Here is a 16900-nt window from a genome sequence, read left to right on the forward strand (position 1 = left end):
CGGGCCGCCTCCGCCCCGTCGGACGGTCCGCTCGATCGGTGTCGCCCCAGACCCGGGTGGCCCCCGGCTGGTGGGTCCGCCAACACGACCCCGAGTCGTCGTTGTACCTGCCGACACCCCTGGCGGCCCGAAACCGCCTCGAGGTCGGTTGGTCGTTGGTGTCCACGCTCGACGGGGCCGGCGCCGCGGCGCTGGACCGGCGCGGCGTGCTCCAGCTACCGGACGCGTCCTGGGTGCTCGACTGGTGGTTCAACCACGACGGCACCTGGAAGCGGGCGTCGAGCGTCGGTGGTGTCCGCCAGCGGCGCACCGATGGTCTACCGGTGGCTGACACACGGGTCCGTGTGGGGCCCAACGAGCTGATCGTGCGTCACGGAGCTGCCCCCAGGACGGGCCCGCCGGGGGCTGCCTGGGTGACGATCGAGATCGAGGTCGATGGTCCGGACCCGATTGGTCTGGCGATCGTCGCAACACCCTGGACGCTGAGGGATCAGGGCCGGATCGACCACGTGCAGGTGGAGAACGGCCTCCTGACGGTCGATGGTCGGCCGGCGTTGGTCGCCGAGCGACTTCCTCGTGCCGTGCACGTCGTCGAGGTGGCCGATGAGCTGGTCGATGAGCTCGCCGTGATCGACCAACCCGCCTCGGCGGGCGAGGGTTCGGCCCGGGAGGTGGCGGCCAGCACGTTGGTGGCCCAGTCGCCCGACGGTGTGGCCGGCGCAGCGCTCATCTGGCCGATGGCGCATCGCAGCACGCTTCGCCTCGGTGTGCCGATCGGGCCTTCGGAGCCTGGCGTCGAGCTGGATCCCGACGAGCTGACCGGCCTGGGCGACGTTGATGCCGTTGCCAAAGGATGGGCGCTGCACCTGGCCGCCGAACCGACGATCGAGTTGCCCGACGCGACGCTGACCGCCGTGGCGCGGGCTGCGTTGGCCCAGCTGTTGGCGGCGTCCGACGGCGCTTGGTTCACCGGGGCGGACGCCCACTCGGCGGCGATCGCCGCCGGGGCGGTGGCCAGGGCCGGGCACGGCACGTTGGCCCGGGGCGTGGTCGGCGAGGTGGCCCGCCTGACCGACGACGATCCGGCTGGCTTGACAGCGGTGTTGGAGGCGTGCGTTGGCCTCGGCATCACCATGTCGGCCGACGAGGTCGCCGATGCGCCCGAAGACCTGCTCGTGCACCTGGCGCGGGCGCTGCACGTATGTCGGCGACGGCTGCGCCGCTGCGGCGTCGGGTGGTGGCCGGCCGCCGGTCGCGACGAGCTGCGGCGTCTGGTTGCCGTCGCCACCGTGCTCGCCGACGGCTGGGACCAGGACGGGGTGGCGGACAATGCCCGGGCGGTGGCCGAGCTGTTGGTGGAGGGGGCAAAGACTGAGCCTGTGGCACCTGTGATCGCCGAGGCTGTGGACCCCGAACGGTCGTCCGTCGGGGCAGCGCGCGCCGACGACGGGGCGACCGTGGACGGGGTATCCGACCCGGGGGATCAGGAGCTGCAGTCCGGGCTGACGACCGAGGTGCGCTGGGTACGTCGAACCCCGGGCGCCGATCTCGATCTGCCGGCCACCCTGGCCGCGGCACGAGCCGATATCGCTTGCGGTGACCCCGCCGGGGCGGTGACCGTCGCTGCGGTGGCCTCGCTGCTGAACCGTCTGGAGTGTTGGCCCGACGCAGTGCACCCCATCCGTCCGTTGGGCGTGGGCGAGGACGGAGCATCGGTGGCCACGATGGCACACCTGCTGGCGGCCACCTTCGAGCTGTCGGCGCCGATCCAGGCGGATGGCTTGGTCGTGTTTCCGGCGTTCCCGCCCGAGTGGTGGGGCAAGCCCGCTCAGTTCAGCGCGATGGCGGTGCTCGGCGGCTCGGCCTCGTGCGCCCTGCGCTGGCACGGGGCACGCCCGGCGCTGATCTGGGAGCTGAGGCCCGACGCAGGTCGAGGGGCATCGAAGCGCTCCGAGGGCCGCCGGCTGAGCGCACCGGCGCTCGACCCGGCGTTTGCGGCCGAGGATCTGGACGGCGAGGCCCTTCTGGCGATGCCCCCGGGAGCCGCCGAGTTCCTCACCGCCAGGGCCGAGGCCGCCCAGGCAGCCGAGGCCGCCGCGGAGACCTCGGGGACGGGCACCCCGCAGGAGGCTGGTTCGTCGACCGACGACCGCGGCGCTTCAGCTGGTGAACCTCAGACCGGTGATGGCCGGGCTGGCGGCGGGGTGACGATGAACGTCGGCATCCCCACGCGGCGCCGCTCCGACGGCGCCTGAGTCGCGGCGCCGTTCCGCTGGCAGGAGTCGGGGGTACCGCGCCGCCCGGGCCGCGCCTCGCTGCGCCGGTCAGAGTTCGAGGCGCTTAGCGGCGGCGAAAGCGGTCGGCTAGCCGGGCGAAGAAGCCCCGGCGCTGCGGTGCCGCCGCCTTGGCTTCATCGATCGCCCGGCGAAGTCGACGAACCCCCGAATGGTCGGGATGGGAGACCTCCAGGTGGCCGATGAGGGCGTCGGCCCGCTTCAGATGGCCCCGGCGGCGCGCTACCTCGGCCTCACCCAGGCGCCCCTCGGGCTCCTCGGGGGCCAGGCGGCCGAGGGCGGCCGAACTCGATTGGGCCGCATCGAGGTCGCCGCAGCGCAGGGCTGCGCGCACCAACGCCTTGTGGTAGGCGGGCACCAGCGGTTCGCGGTCGACGGCGGCTTCCGAGGCGGCCAGGGCCGGTGAGGCCTGCCCGAGTTGCAACAGCACCCGGGCTCGCAGGTGGTGGCCCTCCGGGTTGTTCGGCTCCGCCGCCACAACCGCATCGGCGGAGCGCAACGCCTCCTCGGGCTGATGGAGGCTGAGGAGCGTGGACGCCAGCAGTGCCTGGGCCTCGATCGAGCGCGGTTCGCCCTGGAGCAGCCGACGCAGCCGGATCACCGCCAACTCGCCTCGTCCATCGGCCACCAGCGCCCGCAGGGCGCTGAGCTGTTCGGCCGCCGATCCGGCGGTGTCGTCGATCACCCCCTCAGGCTAGGCGGATGCGCCACCGCCACGAAGGAGACAGGTCGGCCGTTGACGTGCGTTCGGAGCCTGAGGGGCGAGGCCGGCGGCGGGTACCGTACGGACATGCGCATCGCTTATGGGGCAGACGAGTCGACCCTCGTCACCGAGCGGATCGCCGAGTGGATCGGCGGCCAGGGGCACGAGGTGGTCATCAACATGATCGATCGACCGTGGCCCTCCGTGGGCGCCGGTGTGGCCCAGGCGGTGGTCGACGGCGAGTGCGAGGCGGGCATCGTGTGGTGTTACACCGGCACCGGGGTGTCGATCGCCGCCAACAAGGTGGCCGGCGCGCGGGCTGCGCTGTGCGTCGATGCGGCGACGGCGACCGGCGCTCGCCGCTGGAACGACGCCAACGTGCTCGCCCTGTCGCAGCGGCTCACCACCGAGGACGTGGCCAAGGAGATCATTGCCGCGTTTCTGGCCGGCGAGCCCGATGCCGATGAGGTGGCCACGATCGCCGCCGTTGAGCCGGCGCGCACAACGGGCGATGGCGATGCCTGAGGGCCCGGGCCCGACGGGCGGGTCCGGTGCGGTTGCCAAGGCGTCCCGCTCGGCGTCGGCAGGTTCGCGCCGGTCGGGCAAGCGGGCGGTCAGCACCAAGCGGGCGCCCAGCCTGGAGTTCGAGCGTCGCTGGTGGGATGAGGGCGCCGAATGCGTCGTCGGCATCGACGAGGTGGGCAGGGGTTCGTGGGCGGGCCCGCTCACCGTCGGGGTGGCGGTGTTGGCCACCGATCGGCGGGTCAACGGCGTGCGTGACTCCAAGATGCTCAGCGAGGCACGTCGCGAGGAACTCTTCGACCGGGTGGCCGAGCGGTGTGCGGGTTGGGCGGTCGGCCACGCCTGGCCGGGAGAGTGTGACGAGCTGGGTATGTCCGCCGCCCAGCGGTTGGCCGCACGTCGGGCGCTCGACGCGCTGAACCTCCCGGTCGATGCCGTGCTGCTCGACGGCAAGTGGGACTTCGTCGGACACGAGAACACGACGATGCTCGTCAAGGGCGACGCCCGCTGCCGGTCGATCGCCACCGCCTCGATCCTGGCCAAGGTCAGCCGGGACCGGATGATGCGGGCAGCGGCCGCCGATCACCCCGGCTACGACTTTGAATACAACAAGGGCTACCCGTGCCCACGTCACCAACTTGCCCTGCTCGGCTACGGCCCGACTGCGATCCACCGGCGCAGCTGGTCGTTCTGCGACGATCTACCGTGGCCTGGTCAGCGCTACGTGCGTCCCGACCCGCAGCTCTCCCTGTTCGGGTGACGAGGCCCGGTAGCGTGACGGCGTGAAGTGGGACGAAGAGGCCTCGCCGGACATGACCAACGTCGACGATCGGCGGGCCGATGGCCCCCGCTCGGGTGGCGGCCTGCGGTTTCCGTTCCCCGGTGGTGCCGGCGGCCGCGGCGGGTCGGGTGGCCTGCCCATCGGCAAGGGCGGCGGCATCCTCGGCCTGGTGATTGCCTTGGCGGTGGTGTTCGTGCTGCCCCGGCTGGGAGGGGGCGGGGAGGGGCTGCCCTTCAACGTCGACGGTTTGGACCTTCCGGGTTCGGTGCCGCAGGCATCCGGGCAGGGTGGACGGGTTGACGATGTCCCGCCGACCGATGAGGCCGGACGTTTCGTGGTGTGGGTGTTCAACGACGTGCAGCGCACGTGGACGAAGCAGTTTGCCGACGGCGGTCGAAACTACGAGGACGCCAAGCTCAACCTGTTTCGGGGTTCGGTCGACAGCGGTTGCGGCCGGGCGTCCTCAGCGATGGGTCCGTTCTATTGCCCGGCGGACTCCGAGGTGTACATCGACGAGACCTTCTTCGACGAGCTGTCCAGCCGTTTCGGTGCCCCGGGTGATTTTGCTCAGGCCTACGTGGTCGCCCATGAGGTTGGTCATCACGTTCAGAACCTCGTCGGTACCTCCGACGAAGTGCAGCGGCTCAGCCGGAAGCACCCCGACGAGGCCAACGCCCTCTCGATCCGGTTGGAACTCCAGGCGGATTGCCTGGCCGGTGTGTGGGCCCGCAACGTCTACCAAGACGACTCCTCGGAGCGCGGGCTGGAACCCGGCGACATCGAGGAGGGCCTCGGCGCGGCGGCGGCCGTGGGCGACGATCGCATCCAGGAGCAGGCGACCGGTCGCATCGACCCGGAGTCCTGGAACCACGGCAGCTCCGAGCAACGGGTGAGGTGGTTCCGGGTGGGCTTCGACAGCGGGGCGGCCGAGCGCTGCGACACCTTTGGGGTGGAACGCCCCTGAGCCGGTACGATCTCGGTCCATGGGTCAGCCGGTCGTCGTTACGCAGAAGAATTCCAGTCGCCCGGGTGTGGTTCGTTACGAGCTCAACCGCACGCTGACGGGTACCGGTCACGAGGTGTACCTTCCCGACTCGCCGATCTCCGGCCACCGGCCGCCCGACCTCCTCGCCCGACGGCTCTTTGAGCAGGTGCGCGGCCTCGAGTCGATCCACATCCTCGGGGGCATGGTCACCGTCGAGATGTCCTTTGGAACGGACGCGGACGTCGCCAAGGCGATCATGGAGGAGCTGTACACCTTCTATCGTCCGGGCGTCCCTCTGCCGAGCATCGAGGTCGAAGAACCCGTCGGTTAACGCCGTTCGAACTCTGCGTTTGCGTGCCGAGTGGCCGCCGAACTTCCTACACGGCAACCCCGAGCAACGTGTGGATGCCGAGTACCGCCACGCCGAGACAGCCCAGCATCCGCCCACGGTGGATGAGCTGCGGGGTGAGCACCCGGCCGAGGGCGTCGCCGAGCACTAGGAAACCGCCGTGGACCAGCACGGATGCCGACACGATGCCGAGGACCCACCCGGGGCCCAGCGCGGCGCCGGCGCTCATCGCCAGCGTGGCAAACGCCACCAACGTCAGCGGGTTGATGGCGCACAACGCCGCGAACCGGGCGGCCAGCCCGACGGGGGCCGGCCGAGGCGCATCCGCTCGTCCGGCGGCGATCGCCGAAGGTGTCGGGAGTGGTCCGGATGAGCCCACCGGCACCGGCACCGGCACCGGCACCGGCACCGCCATCGGCGCCGGTGCCGAATCGGTTGGCCCGACGCTGTCGGCGCCGCCCCGCTGGGAGCGGGCGTGGATGAGCAGGTAAGCGGCCAGGACCATCAGCGCCAGACCTCCGCCCCATCCCAGGGCCTGCTGATGCTCGTTGAGCAGCCGCTGCAGGCCCAGCCCGGCGGCGGCGGTGGCCGAGGCGTAGGCCAGGTCGACGCCGGCGACGCCCAACGGCGCCGGCCAGCCGCCTCGCACGCCGGTGGTCAGGCCGGTGTCGAGCACCATCAGCGAGACAGGGCCGACGATCAACAACAAGGGGAGGGAACTGGTGAATCCCACGATCAATCCGTTCATGACCGCAGTCTGACCACAACGACCCCGTGGCGATCGGGGTCAACAGCGGCTAGAACGAGTGTATGACCGTGGAAAACGTGGAGTTAGACGATATTGACCGTGCTCTTGTTGGACTTCTCCGCCGAACGGGACGGATGTCATACCGCGATCTGGGCATGGAGGTGGCCCTTGGCGCCAGCGCCACCGCCGATCGGGTGAAGCGGCTGGAGCGCGCAGGGGTGATCGCCGGTTACTCGGCGGTGATCGACCCGGAGACGATCGGGCGCACACTGCGGGCTGCGATCGACGTTCGCTTGCCGGCCGACGGCGATCACGAGGGCTTTGAGGCCGGCCTGGCCACCCTCGATGAGGTCGACCTCGCAGCCCACGTCACCGGCCCGTTCGACTACCTGATCCTGATGGCGGTGGCGGGGGTGCCTCGGCTGGACGACATCGTGCGCAACTGGGGTCACTCGTTTCTGGCCGAGACATCCACCCGGATCCTGCTGCACACGGTGGAGCTGGAGAATCAGCCCGGCTGATCACCTCCGGGCAACGCCCGGTGCAGCGCTTGGCTCAGGCAGCGGGGGTTGGAGCCGGGCGCACCCGGGAGGCGATCAGCAGCCCGGCCCGCACCGCGCCGTCGAGCGTCCAGGCGGCGATTGCGCCGACATAGAGCGGAGTTCCCAACCCGGCGACGGCGGCGATAGCGGCGACGTTGCCGGCGATCAACCCCACCCAGGAGCGGGTGAGGGCAAAGTTCGCCGTCAGGCGCCGGTGACCCCCGCCCACCAACACCGGTCCGAGATAGGACAACGACGCCACCAGCAGCTGCACGTAGGCGCCGAGGGCAAGCGCGGGGATCACCGCCCCCGAGAAGGGTGGATGGCCGTTGGCGGCGTGAACCGCTGCCAGTGCGACGGCACCGACCCACCACGCGATCGACGCTCCTGCTTGGATCAGCCGGGGTCCGGCCCACCGGAACTGCTTGGCGCCCAAGTCCGGCAGCAGCGATGCGAGGACGAGCAGCGTCAGCGCATAGGTGGCCAGGCCGACCGTCGTCACCACAGGCCATTCGCCCAACGAACCGATCACCGCCAGCGTCAGCCCCGTTGCCATCGTTGCCTGCACGCCGAACTGAGCCTGCTGGGTGGCCCGGGGCGACGGCTTCGTCTTGGCCTGGGTAGCGACGAAGAACGGCAGGGTGCCGGCGATCACCAGCCCGGACAGGCCGAGCAGGTTGATCGTCGCATGCACGTCGCGCAGTTGGCCGTAGTACCCACCGCCACCGCCCGAGCCCAGCACCGCCCCAAGGGTCACGCCGACCGCTCCCAGCCCGGCGCCGGTGACATAGGCGACGATCGCCGGACGAAGCCTCCGTTGGATGGCGCTCCGGCCGATGCCGACCAGGATGACGATGAGCAGCACAAGCCCGGCGAGCACCAGCGTCCCGCCCAACCCGGTGAGAGCATCGATTGGCACCTCGCGTCCGATCGCCACCAGGACGACCCCGGCTGCGATCAGGACCCGTTGAAAGCTCACCAGGATCGACCGGGGTGCAGGAGCGGCTCCCCAGGTGACCCCGAGGAACTGCGTCACGCCCGAGATCGCCACAAGGAGCGCTCCGGCCAGGGCCAGGTGCAACGGCAACCACGATCCGGTCGAGTGGGGCACGGCGCCGGCGACCGCAGCGGCGACCAGGAACAGCGCGACCAGCACCACCGTCGGGCGCAGTTGTGCTTGAGCCTGGGCAACGCGGTTCGGTGCTGCCTTCGGTTTGGTGCGCTCCGTCTCACTCACAGCACCTATTGTGGCCCTCCCGACGGACCGACCCCACCGCTCCCTCGGCTTCCTGGCACTCATCCACGTCTTTGAGCCGTCGCTCGGTCGCTTTGGGACGATTAAGGGCCGGGGGGTGACCCGTCATCATCCCAAAGCTCGCCGGTCGGCCGTTCACCCCGTCTTTCGGTGCGGACGAGGAGGATCGCCCAGGTAGGCCCGCAGGTCGCCTACCGTCGTCGGCCATGGCAGTGAACCGCAGCCGCCGGGCCAGGGCGTCCCGCAAGCGCAAACGGCGCATGGATCGGGTCGAACATGACCTCACCGACGAACACTGGGACGCGGTTCAGGCGGCCTGGGGCGGATGTGCCTATTGCGGGGCCACCGGCGTGCCCATGCAGAAAGACTGCCTGCTGGCCCTGTCGCGGGGCGGGCGCTACACGCTGGACAACATCGTTCCGGCCTGCCGCTCGTGCAATGCCAGCAAGTGTAACGACGAGGTGACCGGTTGGCTTCGGCGCAAACGCCTCGACGAGGCCACCTTCCTGACACGCCACTACGAGATCCGAGCGGAGCTCACCGGGCGGTTCGCACCAGAGCCAACGGCGAGCCCGTAGCCATCAGCCATCGAGCGGACATCTGTCGCCGCTATTGCTCCTGCCAGAACTGAACCATCTCAACGCCGTCAATCTGGTGTGAGCCGATCTGAGTCCAGCGGTCCTTCTCCTCAGGGGGTATCACCAGCAGTCCGCGCTGGGTATTGGAGATGTAGGTGACCGCAACGCGAGGGCCCTTCCCAGGCGGGCAGATCACCCCGAGCACGCGTACCTTGCAGAGGGTGTAGCCGCCGTCTCCGAAGTGGTCGTCAAGCCAGTCGTCTGCGACGAATCGTTCCTCGCCCCAACTCACCATCAGTTGGCCAGAGGCCGACCTCAGCCCGCCTACCAACGGATTGAAGTAGGTGATGTCGCGAGGAGCGACCAGCAGAACGTGACCCCAGAGGGCAATCACGACCGTCGTGCAGACGGCCCCGGTGATCGCCGCTGGTCGATTCCGAGCCCAGCGGCGGACCCGGTCGCCAACGAGTAGATCGATCGAGATGGCGATCAGAACCAGGCACCCTGCAACCAAGGCTGCGCCGTAGCGGTCGAACTTCTTCGCAGACGCTCCGATGATGAGCAACTGCGATGCGCTGAAGACACCGAAGAGCAGCCACCTCGAGTCGACTCGCCGAGCGACGAGCGTTCCAGGAATCGCGAGCAGGCCGAGGAACGACCACGGGGTCAGGCGGTATGCGAGCACCCAGAGGTAGTAGTACCAGGGCGGCGACCTGGTCACGGCCCCTCGGAAGAACTGGATATGCCCTTCGTCCGCCAGGAGCGCTGAGGACCTGAGGGCTCCGAGCTGTCGAGTGGGGTCCACGGCAAGGGCAGGCCAGGCCACCACAACCGTGATCAGCCCGGCGACCAGGCAGGCCCCGAGCACCGCAGTGAGATGGCTGTTCAGCAGTCCCCGGATCCGGGTTCTCATGGAGCCGGATTGCTTGAGCCACACTCGCACAGCTGCCCAGGTCACGCAGACGACGAGCGCAGGAACCACGGCTGCAGCCGACAGTTTGGTCAGCGCAGCACCAGCGAGTGTGACACCGGCCAGAGCACCCAGCGCGACCCGGTTGTGTTCCTTGCCTGCCAACTCGAGCGCTCGGCAGAGGGCCACGAAACCGATCAATGAGAACGACATCACCAGCGAGTCGGTATGGAACATGGTGCGGAGGGTTGCCAGGAACGGTTCTGTTGCAACCAGAAGGCAGGCAAGGAACGCGGTCATCGAGCCCAGGAGCCGACGACTCACCAGCCACAGGAGCGCAACCGATGCCGCCCCAAACAATGCCATCGCCCGATGGGCGTTCGGCAGGCTCGGTCCGCTGGATTGCTTGACGCACTCGCCCAGTGACACTGGCGTGTCCGATGTGGCGCACTCCGCAATGATGACCCCGGAGCCAACCCACAGCGTTGGAATACCCGGCATCGTGATGCTCGCGGATGTGGTGTCGAAGTTGACGTTGTAAGCGGTCAAGAGGCGGGCGTCGCCGGTGATCAAACCGGTGGCGAACTGTTGAGACCGCTCTTGCCACAAGACTTCATCGTTGTAGTTGGTGCGGTTGGCTGTGACCAGGGAACCTGAAGCGGCGATAAGAAACAGGAGGCAGGCAACGATCGCCCCCGCCCTCCGACGAGCCTGATTGGACCACCCGGCGTCCACCGGCAGGTCGGTGACCGCGGTGGCCCTCAAAGCCGATCCGTTCACACGTCGGCCTGGTACGGCGGCGCCGGCTCGTAGGCGATGTAGCGCTGAACGGCCCGGGCGTGGGCCGGGTTGTGGATCTGGCCGATCAGCCACAGCGCCATGTCGATGCCCGCCGAGACGCCTTGGCTGGTGACGACGTTGCCGTCGCGCACCCAGCGGGCGTCACGGACGACCGTGCAGTCGCCCCGCTCGGCCAGGGTGCCCTCGAACGACCAGTGGGTGGCCACCCGCTTGTTGGTGGCCAGCCCGGCACCGACCAACAACAGCGAGCCCGTGCACACGCTGGTGACCCACGTCGCCAATGGGCCGGTGTTGCCAAGCCAGGCGAGAAGCGTCTCGTTGTCGATCTCGGCCCGCGTGCCCTGGCCACCGGGTACCACGATCACGTCCAGCGGCGGATGATCGTCGATCGAGTGATGGGGGAGGACCACCATGCCCTTGGCGCACCTCACCGGGCTGTCGGTCTCGGCGATCATCACCGTCGTGTCCGGGTCGGCGCCATCGCGGACGCGGAGCATCGACGACGCGGTGATCACCTCCCACGGTCCGACAAAGTCCAGTTCTTCGGCGTCATCGAACAACAGGAATCCGTAGCTGGTCATGATGAGTCCTGTTCGTCGGGATTGGTCTGGGGCGGCCGAGGCTGTTCCAGCAGGAGTGCCGATGGCACCTCCCGTTGGGTGCGCGCCATGGTGGTGGAGCCGGCGGCGCTCGCAACCGGCCGAAAGCCCAACGACCGGTACAACTCGACTGCGGCGGTGTTGGCATCGTCGACGCTCAGGCTCATCGCCGGGTGGCGTTGGAGCAGGTCGCCCAGAAGGCGGCGGCCGATGCCCCGACCTCGCCATGAGCCAACGATCGCCATGCCCAGTTCCGGCACCTCGTCGGCGACGTATCCGTACCCGGGGTCGGTCGAGTCGAGCTTGCGACACCAGGCCGCTCCAACCGGACCATCCGATCCCTCACAGACCTGGGCGTCGTCCCCGGTGCGTTCGCCGAAGCTGCGGAGGTAGTGAGCGACCTTCGGCTCGTCCAGGACCGACCGCGGCAGCGGTTCGGCCCCGACGGGAACGAACAGTGCCAGGTGCAACATGTCCCACAGGAACGGCACATCGGCCGCAATCCACGGGCGGAAGGTGTGCTCGTCCACGACGACGACGGTATCGACCTGAGTGGTCGGTCGTGTCACCTCTCCTAGGGTTGAGCATGGTCCGTCCTTCCGTTCCGCCCGCCGAGGCCTTGATCCTCGACGAAACGGTGAACCAGATCTGCGGCCCAGGCGCGCTGTTCGCCGGGTCTCGGCGTCAGGCGGTCGCAACCGGGACCCGCCAGGTCGCCATGGGCGCCACGGTCTCCACCGACGGGGTCACATCCAACATCATCGCCCAGCTGGCGCTGAACGCGCAGGGCGTGCGGCCCGAGTGGATCGCGTCGTTGTCAGAGCGGGGAGTGGGGCCCCTCGACCTGGTCGAACTGCTCGGTGTTGTCGCGAGAACCATGGCGATCGATACGTTCTGCTTTGCCCTCGGCGTTGATGCATGGCCGCTCCCGGACCCGCCCAGTGGGGCTCACGTGGAGGCCGGTCCTCACGGAGAGGTCGACGCTTCTGCGGCCTGCAACGGCGGTTGGCTGCCGACCGTTGGACCGGCCTGGCCAACCAATGCGCTCTCGGCCGTGCCCAGCGAGAACCGGGCCATGCATCAGCTTCAGGCCGCCTTCTATCTGGCAACAGGTGAGATGGGCGAGCTTGACGTGCAGCGAGGGTTGCACCGCACCCAGATGGAGCTGGTGGCCGCACGCACCTCGTTGCTGAACGAGTGCTTCTTTTGACTGCTCGCACATGCCGGCATGCTCCGTGCGAGCGCCATCCAAACCAACCGCAGCTTCTCGCTGGAAGCGATCGTTGACCCGGACACCGACTCGCACCTGAGGTGGGGACGGGAGCTTCTGGCCTTCACCGATGCAGCGATTGGTCGGGATCCCGAGACGATGGCTTCGACGAGGGCGGCGCTGGCAGCGCTGGGCGGCCGGGACGCCGTCGTTCGGGCCGCTGGCTGCGTCGGCACCTTCCAGATGATGAACCGCCTGCTGGACACCCTCGGCGTCAAGGTGGATCGCAAGGGCCTGGCGCTGGCTGAGGAACTGGACCTCGACGTGCCAGAACACCTGCTCCCGGGTTGATTCCCTCGGCTGCCGCCGACACCTTGGTCGGCGGCTTGAGGGTTCGAAGGTCGATCAGCGGTCGTTAGTGTTGCCCCGCATGGACCCGCTGGCCGTCTCCGTCGTGATGCCGGCCTACAACGAAGCGGTGAACCTCCCCGTCGTGCTCAGCGAACTGCGCGACGTGCTCGACGGCCTCCGGCTGCCCTGGGAAATAGTGGTCGTCGATGACGGTTCCACCGACGCCACTCGGACCGTGCTCGACCGCCTGGAAACCGAAGTGCCGGGGCTGCGCCAGGTGCGCTTGGGCTCCAACCTGGGAAAGTCGGCGGCTCTCGACGCCGGGCTGGGACGGGCGGGTGGTGAGGTAATCGTGCTGATGGACGCCGACGGCCAGGACGATCCGGCCGAACTGCCCAAGCTGCTGTCGGCGATCGACGACGGCCTGGACATGGTGACCGGCAGCCGGTCGGCCAATCGGGCAGACCGGCTGGTGAAGCGTTCGACCTCCAGGGTGTACAACCGGGTGACCCGCGCGGTCACCGGCATCGACGCCGCTGACATGAACAGCGGGTTCAAGGTGATGCGAAGCGAGACCGCCAACGCCCTGACCATCCACGGGGAACTGCACCGCTACCTCCCCGTGCTGGCGGCGTGGTCGGGTTTCTCGGTGGGGGAGGTGCCGGTGACCCACCGCCAGCGTCTCGCCGGCGAGACCAAGTTTGGTGTCAACCGGTTCTGGCGGGGCCTGTTGGACCTCCTGACCGTGCGGTTTCTCACCCGGTACACCGGCCGCCCGTTTCACCTCTTCGGTGGCATCGGATTGATCAGCGGCCTCGTCGGCAGCGGGCTGCTCGTCTGGATGCTGATCGATCGGTTGAGCGGGGCGACGATCGGCACCCGTCCGGCGCTCATCGCCGGGGTGCTCTTCACGATCATGTCGGTGCAGCTGTTGTCGTTCGGGCTGTTGGGAGAGCTGATCGCGCACGGCAACGCCCGCCGCGGACGCCCGGCTCCGGGCCGCGAGGTGCCGCCGGGCGGCGACCGACGCCTGGTCGCACGGCTGGACGATGACCTCGAAACCGGAAATGTCGGGAGGGCTGAGGGGGGTACTGCTTTTCAGGACGTAGCGATCGGGCACATGCCGATCGAGCACGTACCGATCGAGCACGTACCGATCGAGCACGTACCGATCGAGGGCATTGCGATCGACGACGTGAGGATCGCTCCAGCTTCCCGCCGAAGGGGTCCACGGCCCGATGACCAGGTCGTGCTCATCCGGTCGCTTTCACCCGTGGCCCGGTTGACCGCTGTGTTCCTCGTCGCCTGCGTGACAGCGCCGGTGGTTCTTGCGTTTCTTCGCATTCAGGGGCTCGTCGGAGCGGCGCCCCGCTTCACCGCGTTCGGCGATTCCGCCTACCTGGCACTTCGCAGCCGCGACGTGTTTGCCGGGCCGACTCCCCTGGTCGGCAGCCAGAGCTCGGTCGCGACCGCCGTCATGATCATGCAACCCGGCCCGGCCCAGTTCTTTGCCCAGGCGCCGTGGGTCGGGTGGCTTGGGGGCGACCTGGGGTCGCTGTTGTTCGCGGCCGTCGCATCGGCGTCGGCCGCCGTCGGCGTGGTCTGGGTGATCCTGCGTCGCTTCGGGGTGTTGGGCGCAGCAGCAGCTGCGCTGATCGTCATCGTCGTCGAGGCGCAGCTGGGGGCCGGTGCCCTCGTCGCCGTGATCAGCTCGAGCCACGGCCAGCTCCCCGCCCTCTTCGCAGTGCTGATCTGCGCCATGGTCGTCACCGGCGATCTCCGGTTGTTTCCGTTGGCGGTGGCGGTGTCGTCCTACGTGCTCCAGGTACACCTCAGCCTGGTTGGATACGGGCTGCTGGTCATTCCGCTGCTCGTCGCAGCGCTCGCGGTCGGCATCTGGCGGACGCGCCGCGACGGTGCTTCCTGGTTCGCCCCGTGGGCGGTCGCGGGTGTCGTCATCGGCGTCGCCATGTGGGCGCCGCCGCTGATCGATCAGTTCTCCGACACGGGCAACATGGCCAAGGTGTTCAGCGCCGCTAGCGGCGGGACCGCAGCGGCCGGCGTGGAGCGTCCAACCGACGAGCTGACGAGCGGGCTGGCGTCGGTCTTCGGCCCCATCCCCGCTCTGCTGGCCCCGCCGGATCGGCCGCTGGGGGTGTGGTACTTCGATCGGAGCGATGCCCAGACCAACGTCGGCTTGGCGGTCGGCGCCGGAGCAGTGATCGCGGGTCTGTCCTCGTTCGTGATCGGTCTTCGCCGGGGCCGCCGGGCCACGAAGCTCCCGGACGGAGAGGATCGAGCCGACGCGATGGTGGCGGCGCGCCGGCTGACCAGCGGGGCGACGGTGCTGTTGTGCGGCGTGGTGTTGGCGTTGATCGGCGTCCTGTTCGCCAGCCGGTTGCGGGGGCTTGCCGTCCTGAAACCGAACAACAATCGCTGGATCGTGATCGCGGGGGCGGTCGTTTGGCTGGGGGCGTTGTTGACGCTGGGCTCGTCGCGGATGATGGCCAATCGGGTGAGACGCCAGGCCGAAGGCCAAACAGGGCAGGCCCGGAACCGTCGACGGGTCGGGGCGCTGGTTGCGGTGATCGTGCTGGCCGGCAGCGCTGCGCTCGTGGGCACGCGGCCCCTCGAGCCGACGGTGGCCGACCCGTGGCTGGGCGGATCCCGAGCCCTGGCCCCCGCCGTGCGCGGAGCCTGGGGTGATCGGGGCCCGGTGCGCTTTCGTTCGGTCGGTCCCATCTCGGCCGGCGGCCTCCAACCGGCGCTGATGCTGGACATGGAGGAGCACGGCGCCGGCACCCTCACCGTCGGCGGGGTCAAGGCGCTTCGGGCCGGTTACGGCGATCACCGGCTGGCCGCCAACGGCGATCCCCCCTACGTCCTGTTGCAGGATGGCGCCACCGTCACCCCGAAGGTCGGCGAGCCGATCGGCTTCGTCGTCGCCCGGCCGACCGCCGGGGACGGGTCTGCGCGCGCCGACCGGATTCGGGCCTGCCTCGAGCGTGCCGACGACGCCGGCGCTGCGGTGATGCTCACCGCCGAGGGGCGTCGAGCGGTCGTAGATCCGGAACTGGTTGGCGACGAGCCGGAGAACCGGCTGCTCGCCGCAGCGCTTGCTGACCCGAAGGTGTTGTTCCTGACCGGCCTGAGCTCGGAGGCGGTCGGCCGGGGCTACATCGAGCCGATTCAGGTCGACGGCTGTGACGGCGACGACCTGGACGAGTTGGCGGGTGAGCTGTTGCTGTCCGCCTGGCTGGTGAGTTGACCGAGGCTCAGATCATGCGTCGGAACCACCAGGTGGACAGGCCACCGGCAACGACCAGCAGGGCGAAGCCGGCCAGCGTCCAGCGCCAGCCAATCTCGCTCAGCTCGGTCTCGTCGCCGATCGCGGAGCCGAGTTCCTTGTAGACGTCGTTGAGCTGATTGGCCGACTCGGCGGTATAGGCCTGTCCACCGGTGTCCTTCGCCAGCTGCTCGAGCGGCTCGGGAGCCACCGGCACCGGGATCGCCTGCTCGCCGCCGAATTCTCCCGGCATGGTGATGACGCCGTCGGGGGTGCCAAAGGAGATGGTCCACACGGGCACTCCCGCTTCCTTGGCCAGCGGGATGGCGTCCGCAGTCGGGCGACCGACGGTGGTTTCGCCGTCGGAGAGCACGATGATCGCCGCCGGGGCACTGTCGCCCGAGAGCTCGGCGTCCGCGGTGAAATCGGCGATGGTTTTCAGGCTGACGTCGACCGCGTCGCCGATCGCCGTGCCCTCCCTCAGCTCGAGCTTGTTGATCGAGCGTTGCACCCGGGTGTGATCGGTGGTCGGCGGCACGAGCGTCTGGGCCGACCCGGCAAACTCGACCAGCCCGACGTTGAACTTCTCGGGCAGGTTGTCGATGAAGTTGACCGCTGCGTCCTGGGCGGCCTTGAGCCGGTTGGGATCGACGTCGGTCGCTTCCATCGACAGCGACGTGTCGATCGCCAGCATCAGCGTCGCCTTTTCGGTGGGCACGGTCACCTCGGTCTGAGGCCGGGCCACGGCGACGACCATCACCGCCAAGGCGAGGAGGAACAGGCCGGACACGACGTGGCGTCGCCAACCGGCCCGGCTGGGCGCCACCTTGTCGAGCAGCTCGACGTTGGAGAAGCGCACCGCAAAGCGTTGGCGCCCAAACAGCGACCAGGCGACGTAGGCGACGGCGAGCGCCACCACGACCAGCTCGGCCAAGAGCCACAAGGGGCTCACGAAGTTGCTCACGTTTGGGAACTCCTCACAAGTT

General features: G+C 69.1%; 17 protein-coding genes. 10 read left to right on the top strand and 7 right to left on the bottom strand.

Features of this window, described 5'->3' with window-relative positions; all coding sequences use genetic code 11:
• Positions 1-38 precede the first annotated feature (38 nt).
• Positions 39-2255, top strand: a complete 2217-nt coding sequence (locus IPN02_05420) for a hypothetical protein (protein ID MBK9296297.1) — start codon at positions 39-41, stop codon at positions 2253-2255.
• A gap of 85 nt (positions 2256-2340) precedes the next feature.
• Here IPN02_05420 and IPN02_05425 read toward each other — a convergent pair whose 3' ends face one another.
• Entirely contained in the window at positions 2341-2979 is a 639-nt protein-coding gene (locus IPN02_05425; protein ID MBK9296298.1) for a tetratricopeptide repeat protein, read from the bottom strand.
• Between the two features lie 105 nt (positions 2980-3084).
• Here IPN02_05425 and IPN02_05430 point away from each other — a divergent pair, with 105 nt between their 5' ends.
• From IPN02_05430 to IPN02_05445, 4 genes are read left to right on the top strand one after another with little or no spacing between them, the layout of a single operon-like run.
• Positions 3085-3522: an RpiB/LacA/LacB family sugar-phosphate isomerase gene (locus IPN02_05430; protein ID MBK9296299.1), complete on the top strand. Its 438-nt coding sequence runs from the start codon at positions 3085-3087 to the stop codon at positions 3520-3522.
• Entirely contained in the window at positions 3515-4279 is a 765-nt protein-coding gene (locus IPN02_05435; GenBank protein ID MBK9296300.1) for a ribonuclease HII, read from the top strand. The genes IPN02_05430 and IPN02_05435 overlap by 8 nt, the downstream gene beginning before the upstream one ends.
• Before the next feature lie 52 nt (positions 4280-4331).
• The gene (locus IPN02_05440) at positions 4332-5264 is read left to right on the top strand and encodes a zinc metallopeptidase (GenBank protein MBK9296301.1); all 933 of its coding nucleotides are present in this window, start codon (positions 4332-4334) and stop codon (positions 5262-5264) included.
• 19 nt (positions 5265-5283) lie between these two features.
• Complete coding sequence (locus IPN02_05445) at positions 5284-5616, top strand: hypothetical protein (GenBank protein ID MBK9296302.1); 333 nt, start codon at positions 5284-5286, stop codon at positions 5614-5616.
• 46 nt (positions 5617-5662) lie between these two features.
• On the opposite strand, the gene IPN02_05450 is transcribed toward IPN02_05445, so the two are convergent.
• Complete coding sequence (locus IPN02_05450; GenBank protein MBK9296303.1) at positions 5663-6382, bottom strand: hypothetical protein; 720 nt, start codon at positions 6380-6382, stop codon at positions 5663-5665.
• A 77-nt stretch (positions 6383-6459) separates the two neighbouring features.
• On the opposite strand from IPN02_05450, the gene IPN02_05455 reads away from it, so the two are divergent.
• Positions 6460-6903 (top strand): Lrp/AsnC family transcriptional regulator, encoded by a 444-nt coding sequence (locus IPN02_05455; GenBank protein ID MBK9296304.1) that lies wholly within the window; start codon positions 6460-6462, stop codon positions 6901-6903.
• Between the two features lie 34 nt (positions 6904-6937).
• Here the strand turns inward: IPN02_05455 and IPN02_05460 are convergent, their stop codons facing one another.
• Entirely contained in the window at positions 6938-8161 is a 1224-nt protein-coding gene (locus IPN02_05460; GenBank protein ID MBK9296305.1) for a hypothetical protein, read from the bottom strand.
• Between the two features lie 224 nt (positions 8162-8385).
• Between IPN02_05460 and IPN02_05465 the strand changes: the two genes are divergently transcribed.
• Positions 8386-8757 (top strand): HNH endonuclease, encoded by a 372-nt coding sequence (locus IPN02_05465; protein ID MBK9296306.1) that lies wholly within the window; start codon positions 8386-8388, stop codon positions 8755-8757.
• Positions 8758-8788: 31 nt separating this feature from the next.
• Here IPN02_05465 and IPN02_05470 read toward each other — a convergent pair whose 3' ends face one another.
• From IPN02_05470 to IPN02_05480, 3 genes are read right to left on the bottom strand one after another with little or no spacing between them, the layout of a single operon-like run.
• Positions 8789-10432: a glycosyltransferase family 39 protein gene (locus tag IPN02_05470; protein ID MBK9296307.1), complete on the bottom strand. Its 1644-nt coding sequence runs from the start codon at positions 10430-10432 to the stop codon at positions 8789-8791.
• Between the two features lie 11 nt (positions 10433-10443).
• Positions 10444-11049, bottom strand: a complete 606-nt coding sequence (locus tag IPN02_05475; GenBank protein MBK9296308.1) for a DJ-1/PfpI family protein — start codon at positions 11047-11049, stop codon at positions 10444-10446.
• The gene (locus tag IPN02_05480; GenBank protein MBK9296309.1) at positions 11046-11636 is read right to left on the bottom strand and encodes a GNAT family N-acetyltransferase; all 591 of its coding nucleotides are present in this window, start codon (positions 11634-11636) and stop codon (positions 11046-11048) included. The genes IPN02_05475 and IPN02_05480 overlap by 4 nt, the downstream gene beginning before the upstream one ends.
• A 17-nt stretch (positions 11637-11653) precedes the next feature.
• Between IPN02_05480 and IPN02_05485 the strand changes: the two genes are divergently transcribed.
• The 3 genes from IPN02_05485 (at position 11654) to IPN02_05495 (ending at position 15896) form a co-directional block, all read left to right on the top strand.
• The gene (locus IPN02_05485; GenBank protein ID MBK9296310.1) at positions 11654-12277 is read left to right on the top strand and encodes a hypothetical protein; all 624 of its coding nucleotides are present in this window, start codon (positions 11654-11656) and stop codon (positions 12275-12277) included.
• Between the two features lie 18 nt (positions 12278-12295).
• Positions 12296-12628: a hypothetical protein gene (locus tag IPN02_05490; protein ID MBK9296311.1), complete on the top strand. Its 333-nt coding sequence runs from the start codon at positions 12296-12298 to the stop codon at positions 12626-12628.
• A 79-nt stretch (positions 12629-12707) separates the two neighbouring features.
• Positions 12708-15896 (top strand): glycosyltransferase family 2 protein, encoded by a 3189-nt coding sequence (locus IPN02_05495; GenBank protein ID MBK9296312.1) that lies wholly within the window; start codon positions 12708-12710, stop codon positions 15894-15896.
• 7 nt (positions 15897-15903) lie between these two features.
• Here IPN02_05495 and IPN02_05500 read toward each other — a convergent pair whose 3' ends face one another.
• The gene (locus IPN02_05500; protein ID MBK9296313.1) at positions 15904-16878 is read right to left on the bottom strand and encodes a VWA domain-containing protein; all 975 of its coding nucleotides are present in this window, start codon (positions 16876-16878) and stop codon (positions 15904-15906) included.
• Positions 16879-16900: the final 22 nt, after the last annotated feature.

It is taken from the genome of Candidatus Microthrix subdominans (assembly GCA_016719385.1).
Classification (GTDB): Bacteria; Actinomycetota; Acidimicrobiia; order Acidimicrobiales; family Microtrichaceae; genus Microthrix; species Microthrix subdominans.

Bases quoted from the DNA above. Each gene is read 5' to 3' on its own strand.
- IPN02_05430 (MBK9296299.1), top strand. From the start codon at position 3,085: ATGCGCATCGCTTATGGGGCAGACGAGTCGACCCTCGTCACCGAGCGG.
- IPN02_05435 (MBK9296300.1), top strand. From the start codon at position 3,515: ATGCCTGAGGGCCCGGGCCCGACGGGCGGGTCCGGTGCGGTTGCCAAG.
- IPN02_05440 (MBK9296301.1), top strand. From the start codon at position 4,332: ATGACCAACGTCGACGATCGGCGGGCCGATGGCCCCCGCTCGGGTGGC.
- IPN02_05445 (MBK9296302.1), top strand. From the start codon at position 5,284: ATGGGTCAGCCGGTCGTCGTTACGCAGAAGAATTCCAGTCGCCCGGGT.
- IPN02_05450 (MBK9296303.1), bottom strand. From the start codon at position 6,382: ATGAACGGATTGATCGTGGGATTCACCAGTTCCCTCCCCTTGTTGTTG.
- IPN02_05465 (MBK9296306.1), top strand. From the start codon at position 8,386: ATGGCAGTGAACCGCAGCCGCCGGGCCAGGGCGTCCCGCAAGCGCAAA.
- IPN02_05475 (MBK9296308.1), bottom strand. From the start codon at position 11,049: ATGACCAGCTACGGATTCCTGTTGTTCGATGACGCCGAAGAACTGGAC.
- IPN02_05485 (MBK9296310.1), top strand. From the start codon at position 11,654: ATGGTCCGTCCTTCCGTTCCGCCCGCCGAGGCCTTGATCCTCGACGAA.
- IPN02_05490 (MBK9296311.1), top strand. From the start codon at position 12,296: ATGCTCCGTGCGAGCGCCATCCAAACCAACCGCAGCTTCTCGCTGGAA.
- IPN02_05495 (MBK9296312.1), top strand. From the start codon at position 12,708: ATGGACCCGCTGGCCGTCTCCGTCGTGATGCCGGCCTACAACGAAGCG.